Annotated in this window: 11 protein-coding genes and 1 pseudogene; 2 read left to right on the plus strand and 10 right to left on the minus strand. The window is 65.0% G+C overall.

The window, feature by feature from the left end; translation table 11 throughout:
• Positions 1–41: 41 nt before the first annotated feature.
• The 6 genes from V6B97_RS14355 to V6B97_RS14380 form a co-directional block, all read right to left on the minus strand.
• Positions 42–2,738, minus strand: a complete 2,697-nt coding sequence (locus V6B97_RS14355; protein WP_333507197.1) for a hypothetical protein — start codon at positions 2,736–2,738, stop codon at positions 42–44.
• Positions 2,739–3,259: 521 nt separating this feature from the next.
• Entirely contained in the window at positions 3,260–4,711 is a 1,452-nt protein-coding gene (locus V6B97_RS14360; RefSeq protein ID WP_333507198.1) for a cation-efflux pump, read from the minus strand.
• A 256-nt stretch (positions 4,712–4,967) separates the two neighbouring features.
• A complete protein-coding gene (locus V6B97_RS14365; protein WP_333507199.1) occupies positions 4,968–5,291 on the minus strand; it encodes a DUF1653 domain-containing protein in 324 nt (107 codons plus the stop codon).
• Positions 5,292–5,407: 116 nt separating this feature from the next.
• A complete protein-coding gene (locus V6B97_RS14370; RefSeq protein ID WP_333507200.1) occupies positions 5,408–6,064 on the minus strand; it encodes a LutC/YkgG family protein in 657 nt (218 codons plus the stop codon).
• Positions 6,057–7,484 (minus strand): LutB/LldF family L-lactate oxidation iron-sulfur protein, encoded by a 1,428-nt coding sequence (locus V6B97_RS14375; protein ID WP_333507201.1) that lies wholly within the window; start codon positions 7,482–7,484, stop codon positions 6,057–6,059. Before V6B97_RS14375 ends, V6B97_RS14370 begins: the two co-directional genes overlap by 8 nt.
• Positions 7,477–8,238 (minus strand): (Fe-S)-binding protein, encoded by a 762-nt coding sequence (locus V6B97_RS14380; RefSeq protein ID WP_333507202.1) that lies wholly within the window; start codon positions 8,236–8,238, stop codon positions 7,477–7,479. The genes V6B97_RS14375 and V6B97_RS14380 overlap by 8 nt, the downstream gene beginning before the upstream one ends.
• A 408-nt stretch (positions 8,239–8,646) precedes the next feature.
• Between V6B97_RS14380 and V6B97_RS14385 the strand changes: the two genes are divergently transcribed.
• A complete protein-coding gene (locus tag V6B97_RS14385; protein WP_333507203.1) occupies positions 8,647–9,459 on the plus strand; it encodes an SDR family NAD(P)-dependent oxidoreductase in 813 nt (270 codons plus the stop codon).
• Positions 9,460–9,607: 148 nt separating this feature from the next.
• Complete coding sequence (locus tag V6B97_RS14390; protein ID WP_333507204.1) at positions 9,608–10,210, plus strand: MarC family protein; 603 nt, start codon at positions 9,608–9,610, stop codon at positions 10,208–10,210.
• 132 nt (positions 10,211–10,342) lie between these two features.
• Here the strand turns inward: V6B97_RS14390 and V6B97_RS14395 are convergent, their stop codons facing one another.
• The 4 genes and pseudogenes from V6B97_RS14395 to tsaD form a co-directional block, all read right to left on the minus strand.
• Entirely contained in the window at positions 10,343–11,083 is a 741-nt protein-coding gene (locus V6B97_RS14395) for an outer membrane protein assembly factor BamD (protein ID WP_333507205.1), read from the minus strand.
• Positions 11,076–11,999, minus strand: coding sequence for an NAD(P)/FAD-dependent oxidoreductase (locus tag V6B97_RS14400; RefSeq protein WP_333507206.1), 924 nt, complete (start codon positions 11,997–11,999; stop codon positions 11,076–11,078). Before V6B97_RS14400 ends, V6B97_RS14395 begins: the two co-directional genes overlap by 8 nt.
• A 1-nt stretch (position 12,000) precedes the next feature.
• Entirely contained in the window at positions 12,001–12,324 is a 324-nt protein-coding gene (trxA, locus tag V6B97_RS14405; protein WP_309541912.1) for a thioredoxin, read from the minus strand.
• A gap of 328 nt (positions 12,325–12,652) precedes the next feature.
• Positions 12,653–13,795: pseudogene (tsaD, locus tag V6B97_RS14410) on the minus strand (tRNA (adenosine(37)-N6)-threonylcarbamoyltransferase complex transferase subunit TsaD); the annotation flags it as partial.
• Positions 13,796–13,923 lie beyond the last annotated feature (128 nt).

The raw sequence follows: 13,923 nt of genomic DNA on the forward strand, positions 1-13,923 counted from the left end.
AGGGGGATGCGCCCGGTTTTCGTTCCTTGCGTCTCTTCCCCTTACAGCAGCGAGGCGTCGCCGCCAAGCAGCACAAACAGTTCACCGTAGCTTGGGGTCATGCTGTCATGGCACAAGTACACATCGTAGGTGACGGAATCATATACATGCGTGCCTACATTGGTATGGGTTCCGGTGAGCTTCACAATATCGTTGGCGTCGGCATCAATGTAGAGCACCGGGTGCTCTCCCACACCGTCAATGTTGAGGAGCGAATCAATGGTGCCGCCATTGTCAAACAGGTTCCAGTACACGATATCAAGGGTATCTTGCCCGCCATTGTCCATTTTGATATGTTCAAACCCGGTGAAATTATACCCATTCAGGGAATAGCCGCCGCCAGGGCGGGCCAGTTCGAGCACATCAAAGCCAAGCCCCCCGCGCATGCCGACGTTGCTGCTTGTTATTGCTCCCGTCAGGCGGAGCGTATCATTGCCATCGCCAAAAAACACACGCCCGTAGTTGTGAAAGGCGCCGTCTATCCAGACATGATTATTGCCGCAGCCCTGCAAGCCCGGGAAGGTCGGGAAAGCGTCCGGCGGGTCGAGCATGTCGGAGCCGACATTGATGCTGCCATTGAAGTTGCCGTGCACCGTAATGGTATTGCTGCCCGACCCTACGCCCAAGTGAGCGAATCCTGAAACGTCGTACATACCGCCATTGATGGTTATTTCATTATCGCCATTGCCTGCGTAGACAACGCTTTGGTACCCGGTAATGGCGTGTCCGTTCTGGGAAGAAATGGTGATGGTATTGTTGCCATCGCCTGCTATGACCCGTGCTCCTTCGCTCACAGCGTTCCCGCTGACAGAAGTGAGGACGATGTTGTTGTCGCCGTCACCCAGAATCAGTTTCGAACCATTCACGGCGCTGCTGGTGGCCGAACGTATGTGCACGGAGTTCGCGCCATCACCAAACTCGACAACAGCCTGCCCCACCAGGGCTTCTGAGCTGCTGTCAACAATGAGCGTATTGTCGCCATGTCCAAACTGCATTTTCGAGGCGGTGTACGATGCGGGAATGCCAAAAATCTGCAAGGCATTCAGTCCATAGGTACCGCCATGGATGTGGACATGATTGTCCCCGTCACCCATGGTGATGGTGCTGCCCAAGAGCCCCAGGCTTGGGCCGCCGGTTATGCCGACAGCGTGCAAGGTCAGGGTATTGTCGCCATCACCAAAGGTGAGCACGCTCGGCGCTATTTGGGGTAGCCCTGTGGCGTAATATCCTGATATGACCCGCTCGCCTTGCAGATCGAGCCTGTTATCGCCATCGCCAAAGGTAACGTGGCTGCCGCCTATGGCATAATAGCTGCCAGTGGCTGTCAGTGTGTTATCGCCGTCCCCGAAAAGAATATCGCTGCTGAGTATGGCCGCGCCCCGGGCATTGCCGGCCTCATTGCCTGTGGCGGTAACGGTCATGGCATTGTTGCCGTTGCCGATACGTATGGTGCTGTTGTCTATGCTGCCGTACGACGTTGAGCCCCCGGCACCATAGCTGCCTGTGTACACACTGGAGAAGTCAAGGGTATTGTCGCCGTTCCCCACCTCTATGTGCCCGTTTTTCATGGCGTGGCCAAAATGGTTGTTCAGGCTCGCGTGGCTTTCCACGCGCAGGCTGTTCTTCCCCTCGCCCAGACTGATGTGGCTGCCCGCCACAAGAGTGGTGCCGGAAGAATTGGTAAACACCATGTCGTTGTTGAACCGTGCCCCGGTTATGACCAGCGGCGCACGAGGGGCGCCGTTATCCGGCAGACTGAAGTCGGCGCAATACCGTTCGCCCCACAAATCGACCGTGGCGTCCATATGGTCGTAATGGGTCTGGTCTGTGCTGCTGAACGAACCATCCTTGCTGACCACAACCTGCAAGGCATAGCTTTTGCCGTCTATGGTCACCATAAAACACACCTGCTGGTGTGGTTCGGGCCAAGAGGCCATGCGGGCAAGCCCGGAGGCGGTGAGCGAAAAGGTGTACCCCCCGGTGAGCGGATTGTAAGCAATCTCGTAGTCCTCTGCGGGAAGCTGGTCAAAAACGCCCTCTTTGTAGCTGCTGACCTGTACACTGTGTCCATTGGGGTCTATGAGGGCGCGCTCATAAAACATGGGCAGTTCCAGCACCTGGGCCGTGTCACCCAGTTGCAGCAACACCCCGCGAACAACATAATCCTTTGCCGCCTCGTCGCCACCGCCGCCGCCATTATCATCATGTTGGGCGTCACTGGACCAGGAGGCGCGAGAGGCGTTTACCGCAGCCGCCGCGGCAAAGGCCTGTGGCGTTGCCATGACGCCGGCCAAGGCCTGTAGCCAAGACACCCCGTCAAGCAGCGTTCCGGCATTGTCTTCATACTCCCCGATGCCGCTTCCCCATATTGGCTCTCCTGGTATGCGGCCTTCCTCGTCGAGCATGAAAAAAAGATCATCAGGGTCGTAATTGTCTTCAGCAGGCACAAGTTCTTTCAGATGGAACAGATCCTCGTCGGCAATGATGCCGTCCAGGCTCGTGGCCTCCTGCCACAACTCGTCAGGGGTCGCGTGGGGTGCAGGATGAGCATGTTCCGCAGCCAAGGAAGAACCGGGTTCCGCCTGCGCAGGCAAAGAAGCAGACCGCTGCCGGGTATCATTGGTACGTGACGTATGGCGTGTGGTCATGGCTTCCTCCTTGCGCCGTTCAGCCATCTTCAAAAACAGGTTCCGCCGCATGCATGTCTCGTCGCATGATGAGAGGGCTGGGCGGCAATCCGGTAAAGGAACAGCTACGTCCTGGGATGTATGTTTTTTCTGCTGCCATAGTATTTTCCATGACTATGGACACAATTCTATTCATGGGCACCGTATGTGGAAAAAATGGCGCACCGCAATACATCAAAATGAAGGAAGCGATAAAAAAAATTCTCCTCTGTTTGGAGGAGAAAAGAGTATATCCTTACCTGACAGGGGGATGAAGAAAAGGTAGGGCAAGAAATGCTATAAGAAAGTCAATGGTTATTCCAGCGGAGTTGTCCGGTCTTTTCTCTCCAGAGCGTTTTTCCATCAAGGAGCGTTTGCATCGGCGCTCTGCTTCTGCAAAGTGCTACTGTCAGGTCAAGCCGTTTATCTTCATGGGGGGAACTTGTAGCGGCAAGAATGGCACGGTACGCAGCTCGCCTGGCCACTCTTGCCGCGGCTTGATTTGAGGAGGGAATTGAACCCCGGACAACTGGAGAAGGGGGCGGACTGTCCGCCTACTCCCCCTCCGGCTCCATGTGCACCACCACCCGGCGCAGTTCGGGCAGGCTGGCGCGCAGCCGGGCCTCCATGGCGGCGGACACGCGGTGCGCCTCGCTGACCGGGGTTTCCGGGGCCATGCGACAGTGGAAGCTGAGGGACACGTCCTCGCCGTGCCTGCGGATGTGCACGTGGTGGCAGTCGCGCACGCCGGGTTCGGCATCGGTGGCGGCCTGCACGGCGGCCTGGATGCGCGGCGATTCCATCATCCGCGACGGCGTCTGCCCGGCCGTGACGGCGGTATCCTGTGCGGGCTCGATGTGCGTGGTCACGTGCAGCGGCCCCAGTTCGGCGCGCAGGGCCTCCTCGAAGGCGGTGACCCGGGCGTGCGCGTCGGCCAGGGGCATCCGGCCTTCAAGCTCCACATGAAGTTCCACCATCAGGTCGTGCGGGGCTGCGGCATCGGGCTGGGCGTCGATGACCTCCACGGCGTGCACCGGCAGCGCGTGGGCCGCGGCCACGCAGCGGATGCGGGCCGTCACGTCCCGCTCCGCCGCCTGCTGCGGCTCGAAATGGATGGTCACGTCCGCGCCGGGGGCCACCTTGCGCACGGCGGCTTCCGCCTGCCGGGTGATCTCGTGGGCCGCCTCCAGCGACAGTCCGGCCGCCACGATGACGGTCATGTCCACGAAGGCGTGCGGCCCGCTTTCGCGCACGCGGGTGCGGTCCACCCGCACCACGCCGGGTTGCGCGGCCACGGCCGCCTCGATGCGCCCGGCAAGCCCTGCGTCGCCGCCGTCCAGCAGGGCGTCCACGGCCCGGCGGCCAAGGCCCAGGCTGACGTGCACCACGATGGCGCACACCGCAAGGGCGGCCACGGCGTCGGCGCGCTCCAGCAGGGGCCGCAGGGCCGAGCCTTCCGGCAGCAGGTCCGCCGCCAGCAGGGCCAGCAGGCCCACGATGACCACGGCGGACGACCAGATGTCGGTGGAAAAGTGCAGCGCGTCGGCCTCCAGGGCCTGGCTGTTGTACTTTTTGGCCACGCGGCGCAGCATGCGCGAACGCGAGATGTCCACCACGATGGACACAACCATGACCCCGAGCCCCCAAACCGACGGCACCACCGTTTCCGGCTCCACGAACAGCCGGTGCATGGCCTCCCACACGATCCACCCGCAGGTGACCAGCAGCAGCAGCGTTTCCACCAGGGCGGAAAGGTTCTCGACCTTGCCGTGGCCGTAGGGGTGGCGCGCGTCGGGCGGGCGGGACGAAATGCGCACCGCGAACCACGTGACGGCGGCGGCCACCAGGTCCAGCCCGCTGTGGGCCGCCTCCGACAGGATGCCGAGGCTGTTGGTGGAGACGCCCACCACCAGTTTGAGCGAGGTCAGCAGCACGGCGGCCAGCACCGATGACAGGGCGGCGGCGTTCTTTTCGCGCAGGGCGGTTTCGTAGTCGTGGGGTTGCATGACGCCTCCGGGGACCGTGCGTTGCGGATGCGGTTCCGCACGCCATGCAGACGTGCAGGGCGTGCGCCTTCTCTCCCGCTGTTGCCGCAGCGGCACGGGGGCCGCCCTGGCAATGACCGGGGAACAGGCGCACGATATCCTATCACGGCCATTCCGGCGTGACCAGCAAAGAGCGCATCCCGCCGTCATTGATGATGAACATCGACTTCAGGCGGGCGTGGCAACGGGGCGGGGGATGCCTGGCCGAAAAGGCTGTCTATCCGGCCGTCAGGTCCAGCGCGGCAATGACGTGGGCGCGGGCGTCAGCGGGAAGGTCGGCATAGCCTACCGGCGTGAAGCGGCGCACGCGCTGCCCGTCGGCGTTTTCCTTCCAGCCGTGGAATTCGTCGTACGAGCGGGTGAACAGCGCATGGCCCGACGGGTACAGGGTGCGGTAGACCACCACCCTGCCCTCGGTGGCCGTGTCCAACGCCTCGCCCACCACCTGATAGTAGCGGCCCTTGAAATGCCTGTAGAAGGCGTGCCCGTAAAAGGAATGGTGGTCGGCGGCATGGCCGCTCGGGATGGCGTTCTCCGGCATGTTTCCCTCTTTTGCGGCGGATGCTCCGCCGCACCATGCGCGGCGCGCCGGGAAAAGGGAATCCCCCTTCCCGGCGCGCTGGTTATGGCGTCGTTACGTGCGGTGCGTGCTTTCGGCTAATCGAGCACCAGCACGATCACTTCCTTGGGCCCATGCACCCCGAAGGCCAGGGTCATCTCGATGTCCGCCGTCTTGGACGGGCCGGAGATGAGCAGCGCGTTGGTGGGCATGTTCTCGGCCCAGCGCATCTCGCGCATGGCCTCGGCAAGGGTGCTGTAGATGGCGTCGGCCTTCAGCAGCGCGACATGCACCGTGGGCACCAGCGAGAGCAGGCGCGGTTCCTGCGGCGTGGGCCAGACGATGAGCGTGCCGTTCTCGGCAATGCCGCCCAGGGTCGAGGTTATGCCCACGTCGATGCCGAACAGTTCGTCGCGGAAGGCTTCCACGTTTTCGCCGTAGGGCACCAGCTTGGGCAGCCCCTTGCCCTTCACCTTGGAACGCAGGGTGCCGCCGAACCACGCGTCGTGGCCGTAAGCCATGGTTTTCGGTTCGCGGGCCTTCAGCACTTCTAGCAGCTTGGCGGGCCATTCCGCCTCGGGCACCACGTGCACTTCCGAGCGCACGGCTTCCATGCGCTTCTTCAGCAGTTCGATGCGCTGGGCCTTGTCCAGCATGGGGGCCTGCCAACTGCCGCCCTGCGGCACGTAGGGCGAAACGGTGGTGCGCGCCGCGTGCAGGCGCGCGAAGATGCGATCGCGGGCGGTGCTACTCATGGCGGATCCCCTCTTCCTTGGCGAGTTGATGCAGGCTCTTGGGCGCGAAGCGCGGCGCGGTGCGCACGCTGGTCCAGGCCTTCAGCGGGCCGACGTTGGGCAGCTTGTCGCCGAATTTGCCCAGCATGGACACCACGAACCTGTTCAGCGCGGGGATGCGGTAGGTCAGTTCCCAGCCCTTCCAGACCAGGGTTTCCAGCAGGTTCTTCTTGGCGCCGTGATCCTTGACCACGCCGTCGCCCTTTTCGTCATAGGCTTCCGTGCGCATGCGCCGGATGATGCCCGGAATGGGGATGCGCACTGGGCACACCTCTTCGCAGGCGTTGCACAGGCTGGATGCGGTGGCCAGCACGCCCTTCTCCGCCAGCCCGTCGATCTGCGGGGTGAGGATCTTGCCGATGGGGCCGGGATACACCGAACCGTAGGCGTGCCCGCCGATGCGGATGTATACCGGACAATGGTTCAGGCAGGTGCCGCAGCGGATGCACTGCAAGGTGCGGCGCAACTGGGCGTCGGCCAGCATCCTGGAGCGGCCGTTGTCCAGGATGACCAGGTGGATTTCCTTGGGGCCGTCCCTTTCGCCTTCCTTGCGGGGGCTGGTGATGCAGTTGACGTAGGTGGTGACCAGCTGGCCCGTGGCCGATGCCGTGAGCAGGCGCAGCAGGGGCGGCAGGTCGGACAGCGATTCCACCACCTTTTCCAGGCCCATGACGGCCACGTGCACCGGCGGCACCGTGGTGCACATGCGGCCGTTGCCCTCGTTCTCCACCAGCACCAGGGTGCCCGTCTCGGCCACGGCGAAGTTCACGCCCGAAAGGCCCACGTGCCCGGTGCGGAACTTTTCGCGCAGGGTCTTGCGGGCGATGGCGTTCAGTTCTTCCACCACGTCGGTGTAGGGAATGCCTTCCAGGTTGTCGGCGAAGATGCGCCCCACCTGCTGGCGGTTCTTGTGCACGGCGGGCACGATGATGTGCGAGGGCGGCTCGTGGTTCAACTGGATGATGAACTCGCCAAGGTCCGTCTCCAAGGCCTCGATGCCGTGGGTTTCGAGAAAGTGGTTCAGGTGCATCTCTTCCGAGACCATGGACTTGCCCTTCACCAGCCTGGTGGCGTCGTGGCTGCGCATGATGCCCAGAATGATGTCGTTGGCTTCTGCCGTGGTTTCGGCCCAGTGCACGATGATGCCGTTTTCCGTACACTTGCGTTCCAGCCGTTCCAGCAGTTCCGGCAGCTTGGCGAGCGCGTTGCGCTTGGCCGCCTCGGCGTCGTCGCGCATGCGTTCGATTTCTTCGGCGTCTGGCAGCACGGCCACGCGCTTTTTCATCAGACCGGTGAGGGCCGACTTGAAGTTGGCGCGCAACTGGCGGTCGGCAAGGGCCTCGGTGACGTTGGCCGTGAAGTCGAGGTGCTGGCTACCCATTGATGCGCTCCCATATGAATTCGGCAAGGTGTCGGGGCGCCACGGGCACGCCGGTGCGTTCCATGGCCCCGCCGATGTTCATGAGACAGCCGCAGTCGCCGGAGAGGATGGCCGAGGCGCCGGTGGCCCGGATGTCCTCCACCTTGTCGGCCACCATGGCGGCCGAGATTTCCGGCTGCTTGATGGAGAACGTGCCGCCGAAGCCGCAACATTCGTATTCGCGCTCGATCTCCACCAGCTCCACGTTGGACAGCTGGCCGATGAGCGCCTTGGCCGCAGCCGTGGCCCCCATTTCGCGCATGGCGTGGCACGAGGAATGCCAGGTGACCTTCACCGGCTTGCCCTTGTCTTCGTACCGCACGTGCAGGGCGTTGTGCAGAAAATCGCCCAGTTCGAAGACCCGTTCGGAAAATTTGCGCACGTCGAAGTATTCCGGGTCGTTGGCGAACATCTCCGGGTAGTGGTGGCGCATCATGCCCGCGCACGAACCCGAGGGCACCACGATGGGCCAGTCGGCTTTCGAAAACGCCTTGATCTGCGCCCTGGCCACGGCCCTGGCCTCTTCGAGGAAGCCGGAATTGTACGCGGGCTGGCCGCAGCACGACTGTTCCTGCGGAAAGACCACTTCCACCCCGGCGCGGCGCAGCAGGTGAATGCCCGCCATGCCCGCCTGCGGGAACGACATGTCCACGAGGCAGGTGCCGAAGTAGTAGACGGTTTTCACGTCGCGGGGATAGGTGAACGTATGGGCCATGTGTGCCTTCCTAGGTTGCGGTTGGACGTGCGCCGGGGACGGCGCGGGGATGGTCCTGTACGGCCGCTCGCGGCCGGAAGAGGCATCGGCGCCGGAAGGCGCACCGGCACCGCTGGGCCGCCGCACCGGAATGCGGCGGTGTTTGTGCAAAGCCTAGCACGGGGGCGCGTTCCATGTCGATATGCACGTGCGGCGCATGCAACGAATCCGTGCGGACCTTCGGCCGGGTGCGTGCCACCGTTTGTGCGGACGAACGGCTTGCCTGACGGGCGCGCCGGGGCTAGTATGCGCCTCCGTGCCGCCGTCCCCCTCTTTTTTTGGGGGGCATGGCCCGGCATGGGCCGCACCGCCCCGGAATCGTGGGCATTCCGGCCCCTTCAGGAACACCACAGCCCACAGGATATGACCATGACCGCCACTGCCGCCACCACCCGCCCCGCACCTGTCCGGCCCGCATCCGGCGGGCGCATCGTCTGCATCACCGGGGCCACCGCCGGGTTCGGCGCGGCCACCGCGCGCCGCTTCGCCGCCGACGGCTGGCGCATCATCGCCACCGGGCGGCGTCAGGACCGGCTTGACGCGCTGGCGGCGGAACTGGGGGACGGCAACTGCCTGCCGCTGTGCTTCGACGTGCGCGACGCGGAGGCGGTGCAGGCCGCCCTTTCCGATGCGTCGAACCTGCCCGAGGCGTGGCGCGCCGTGGACGTGCTGGTGAACAATGCGGGCCTGGCCCTTGGGCTGGAGCCCGCCCACCGGTGCAGCCTGGACGACTGGACCACCATGGTGGACACCAACATCAAGGGCCTGCTGCATGTCACCCGCGCCCTGCTGCCCGGCATGGTGGAGCGGGGGCGCGGCCACGTGGTCAACCTGGGGTCCATCACCGGCACCTATGCCTACCCCGGGGCCAACGTGTATGGCGGCACCAAGGCGTTCGTCATGCAGTTCTCGCGCGGCCTGCGGGCCGACCTGCACGGCACCGGCGTGCGCGTGACCAACATCGAGCCGGGGCTGGCGGAAAGCGAGTTTTCCGTGGTCCGCTTTGGCGGTGATGCCGACCGCGCCGCCAAACTGTACGAGGGCGCGGCCGCCCTGCGCCCCCAGGACATCGCCGACGCCATCGCCTGGGCCGTGTCCTGCCCGGCCCACGTCAACGTGAGCCGCATCGAGGTCATGCCCACCAGCCAGTCCTTCGGCGCGCTGCCCGTGCACCGCGCCTAGCACCGTCCGAAACTCCGGGCGGTCGCCCGGATATCCCCCCTTCCCGGCGAACCGCCCGCGCTGTACAATCCGCCTGCCCCACCCCGCCGTGCCAGCCACGGCGGGGCGCCCGGCACGCACACCCTGCCACCCCATCGGAGCGGCATCCATGAGCGCCATCGTCAACCTGTTCGTGACCACCCTCGTCAAGATGTTCTTTCTGCTGACGCCGTTCTTCGTGCTGACCATGTTCCTGACCATGACCCGGGACATGACGCCGCAGACGCAGCGACGGCTGGCCGTGCGCGTGGGCATGGCCGTGTACGCCGTGTGCATGTGCCTGTACTTCTTCGGCGAGTACATCTTCACCCTGTTCGGCATCACCCTGGATGCCTTCCGCATCGGGTCCGGCTCGCTGCTGTTCCTGTCCGCCGTGGCCCTGGTGCGCGACCCGCAGCCCTCGCGCGTGCAGGAGGTGACCGGCGACATCAGCGTGGTGCCGCTGGCCATCCCCATCACCGTGGGGCCCGCCACCATCGGGGCCCTGATGGTCATGGGCGCCACGGTGCAGGGCCCGCTGGAACGGGTGGTGGCCAGCCTGGGCCTGCTGGCGGCCGTGCTGTGCGTGGCGGTGCTCCTGTACATCGGCCCGGCCATCGAAAAGCTGCTGGGCCGCACCGGCATTTCCATCCTCAGCAAGATCACCGGGCTGATCCTGGCCGCCCTGTCCGCGCAGATCGTGTTCACCGGCGTGCGCGGGTTCCTGAACTGATCCGTGGACCCGTGCGCCCCGCAGGCCCGCAGCCACACGGCGCGGCTTCACCGGCCGCCAGACAGACGAAAGGGCGGCCTCCCTCGCGGGGGGCCGCCCTCATGCATCATGCTGCGTGCGGTACCGTGAAGCCTACAGCCAGTTGAACCAGCGCCTCCACGAGCCTTCGCGCTGCTCGTGCACCTGCTGCGACTGCTGCTGGCGGTACTTGAGGTAGGCAACTTTGGCCTTGGCTTCGGCGTGTTCGCGCAGGTCCTCGATTTCCGGGAAGTTCTCCACCACGTACACGTAGCGGCGCCAAGCGGCGCCATAGCGCTCGGCACGCCAGAAGAAGTCGCCGATGTACAGTTCGCGCTCGGCGAGCAGGCGGCGGCATTCGGCGATGTGCTGCTTGGCCTTCTCGGCGTATTCGGTGCCGGGATAGCTTTCGCGCAGGCGCTGGTAGTACTGGATGGCTTCCGTCAGGCCCGTGGTGGGCCGGTCGATGGACAGGAAGGCCTTCTGGCGCGACTGCCCCACCTGGTACAGCACGTAGGGAATGGCCTCGTGCCGGGGGTGCAGGGTTTCGAATTCCTTGTAGGCTTCGCCGGCCAGCAGGTAGTCCTCGTCCAGGAAGTGGGCGTCGGCCAGCGAAAGTTCGGCCTCGATGGTGTAGGGGCTGAACGGGAACTGCTCCTTCAGCTTGCTGAAGGATTCCGCCGCTTCGCCGTAGCGTTTTTCGCGCATGGCGTCGTTGCCGGACTCGAACAGTTCCTGTGCGGTTTCTTCCGGCGGGGGCAGGTAGAAGTAGTCGATGATGCCGCACCCCGAGAGCAGCAGCACCAGCAGCAACGGGGGCACGACGGCCAGGATACGGGAAAGGGCGTTACGCATCGAGCTGTTCCAGGTAGGTGAAGGCTGCTGTTGCGGCAGTGGCCCCGTCACCGACGGCGGTGGTCACCTGACGGCAGGACTTCGCCCGGATGTCCCCGGCGGCGAAGACACCCGGCAGGCTGGTGCGCATTTCGGTATCGGTGATGACGAAGCCCTGCGGGTCCTTGTCGATGCCGTCGGGCAGAAAGTCGCCCACGGGTTCGAAGCCGATGAAGATGAACAGCCCGTCCAGCGGCAGGAAGCGTTCTTCGCCCGTCTTCACGTCCGCCAGGGTGACGCCGGTGAGGGCGTTGTCGCCGTGCAGCTTCCTGACGACGGAAGAATACTCGATGTCGATGTTGGGCGCGGACTGCACCTTTTCCTGGTAGCACTTGCAGCCGCGGAACTCGTCGCGGCGATGGATCAGGCGCAGGTTGGCCACCAGCTTGGCGAGGTACAGCGATTCCTCGAGGGCGGAGTTGCCGCCGCCCACCACGCCGACCTTCTGTCCGCGAAAGAAGTTGCCGTCGCACAGGGCGCAGTACGAGATGCCCTTGCCGATCAGGCGGTCTTCGTCCGGCAGGCCCAGCTTCTTGTAGCGGGCGCCCGAGCAGACCACCACGGTCTTGCCGATGATCCACTCGTCGCCCACGCGCACGCGGTTGGCGCCGGGCGCGGGTTCGAACGCGGTCACCGCGTCGTTGTACTTGTCGTGGGGGTAGCGTTCGAGGTGGGCGGCGAACAGGTCCGCCAGTTCCCACCCCTGGATGCCCTTGGGAAAGCCGGGGTAGTTCTCTATCTCGGCGGTCATGAGCACCTGGCCGCCGGGAGACAGCTTTTCGACGAAGGCGACGCTTACGCCGGAACGCAAAAGATAGAGGGCGGCCGTCATGCCGGCCGGCCCTCCTCCAATGACGATGGCGTCGTATGTCTTCATGTTAGCCAAGGGCCTTCTGCGCGATCATGTCCTTGATGCTGCTCTTGGACACGGCGCCGGTGATCTGCTCGACCACTTCGCCGCCCTTGAACAGGATCAGGGTGGGGATGGCACGGATGCCGTACTTGGAGGGGGTGGCCGGGTTTTCGTCCACGTTCATCTTGGCGATGAGGACCTTGCCGTCGTATTCGGCGGCCAGTTCGTCGATGACGGGACCCATCGCGCGACACGGACCGCACCAGGGAGCCCAGAAGTCGATCAGCACGGGAAGGGAGGATTTGAGGACGTTGGCTTCGAAGTTGGCGTCGGTGATCTGAACGGCCATGGTGCACTCCTTTTGGTCATATATGCGATGCGGCGACCGCACACGAGACGGTCAATGCCCGGTCTCGATACGGACAGGACCCGGTAACGGCATGGGCAGGAACGACGTTTCGCGGGGGCTGCGCGGCGCACCGCGCACGGCGTCGCCCCGGCGGTTGCCCCGCCTCCTGCCAACCTATGAAGAAATAGTAGGGCGCTGCTGGCGTGTCAAGCACGACGGCGCGGACACCCCGCTTCTATATACTCCGGAACATGGTGAAATCATCGGGAATCGTCCGCCCGCGCGGGATGGTTTCCAGCGCGAGGCCGTGGCCCAGCCCGAGGGACGCCAGGCGCCAGCCCGCGTGGGCCACCATGACGCCGTTGTCGGTGCACAGGGCGGGCGACGGCAAAAGCAGCGGCAGGCCCGCGCGCCGGGCAAGATCCGCCAGGGCCGCGCGCACGTACGAGTTGGCGGCCACGCCTCCGGCGGCCACCAGCGCCCGCACGGGTTCGCGCGCCGCCCCGGCATCCCGGCCGGAAACGGCCTGCCCGGCGGTCGCCCCGGCGTCAGCCGCCACTGCCCCGCCCTTCTTCCGCTTCTTTTTGGCCGGGACGGCGGGCGTGCCGGGCAACGGTCCGTTTTCGCGCACCAGGGCGCGCTCCAGCTTGATGCGCAGGGTGTCGGCCACGGCATGGTTGAACGAGGCGCACAGGTCGTACAGGTCGCGCAGGGCGGGAACGGGCGCGTCATCAGGAGCGTCATCAGAAGCGCCGGGGACGAAACCATGGGCCACGGCGCGCGCGGCATCGGCCAGGGCGGGGTTGGCCTGCACCGCCAGCCCGGCGGCGGTCTTCAGGCCGCTGAAGCTGAAATCCAGGTTGTCGTTGTCCACGTAGGGCCGGGGGAACATGGCCGGGTTCACCCTGCCCTTGCGCCCCAGGTCGTCGATGGTGCGCCCGCCGGGATAGGCAAGGCCGAGTTGCTTGGCCACCTTGTCGAAGGCCTCGCCCGCCGCGTCGTCCAGGGTGCGGCCCAGCAGCGGCATGTGCCGGGGCGATTCCATGCGGTAGATGTGGGTATGCCCGCCGGACACCAGCAGGCCCAGCGCGGGGTACGGCAACTCATTGGCGATGCCCGCCGCCAGCAGGTGGGCGTGCAGGTGGTTGACCCCCACCAGCCGCGCGCCGGTGGCCAGCGCCAACCCCTTGGCGAAGCCCATGCCCACCAGCAGGCTGCCCAGCAGGCCCGGCCCGCGCGCCACGGCCACCACGTCGATGTCGGCGGCGGTCACGCCCGCGCGGCGCAGCACTTCGTCGCACAGGGCGCCGATGAGCCGGTAATGCTCGCGCGAGGCCAGTTCCGGCACCACCCCGCCGAACAGGGCGTGCACGTCGGCCTGCGAGGACATGACGTCGGCCACGACCACGCCGTCGCGCACCAGCGCCAGCGCGGTTTCATCGCACGAGGTTTCTATGCCGAGACAGAGCATGGAATTGCCAGCCTGACAGATTGCGATGGGAATTTTCCCGCACAACCCAATGAAAACGTTTTGGGGAGGTGGGAGGGGGTTTGGGGGACGGTGGGACCCCCTTTGGGCAAGGGGGTGCAGCCACCCGC

This window comes from Nitratidesulfovibrio sp. 1201_IL3209, assembly GCF_036763125.1.
Taxonomy (GTDB): domain Bacteria; phylum Desulfobacterota; class Desulfovibrionia; order Desulfovibrionales; family Desulfovibrionaceae; genus Cupidesulfovibrio.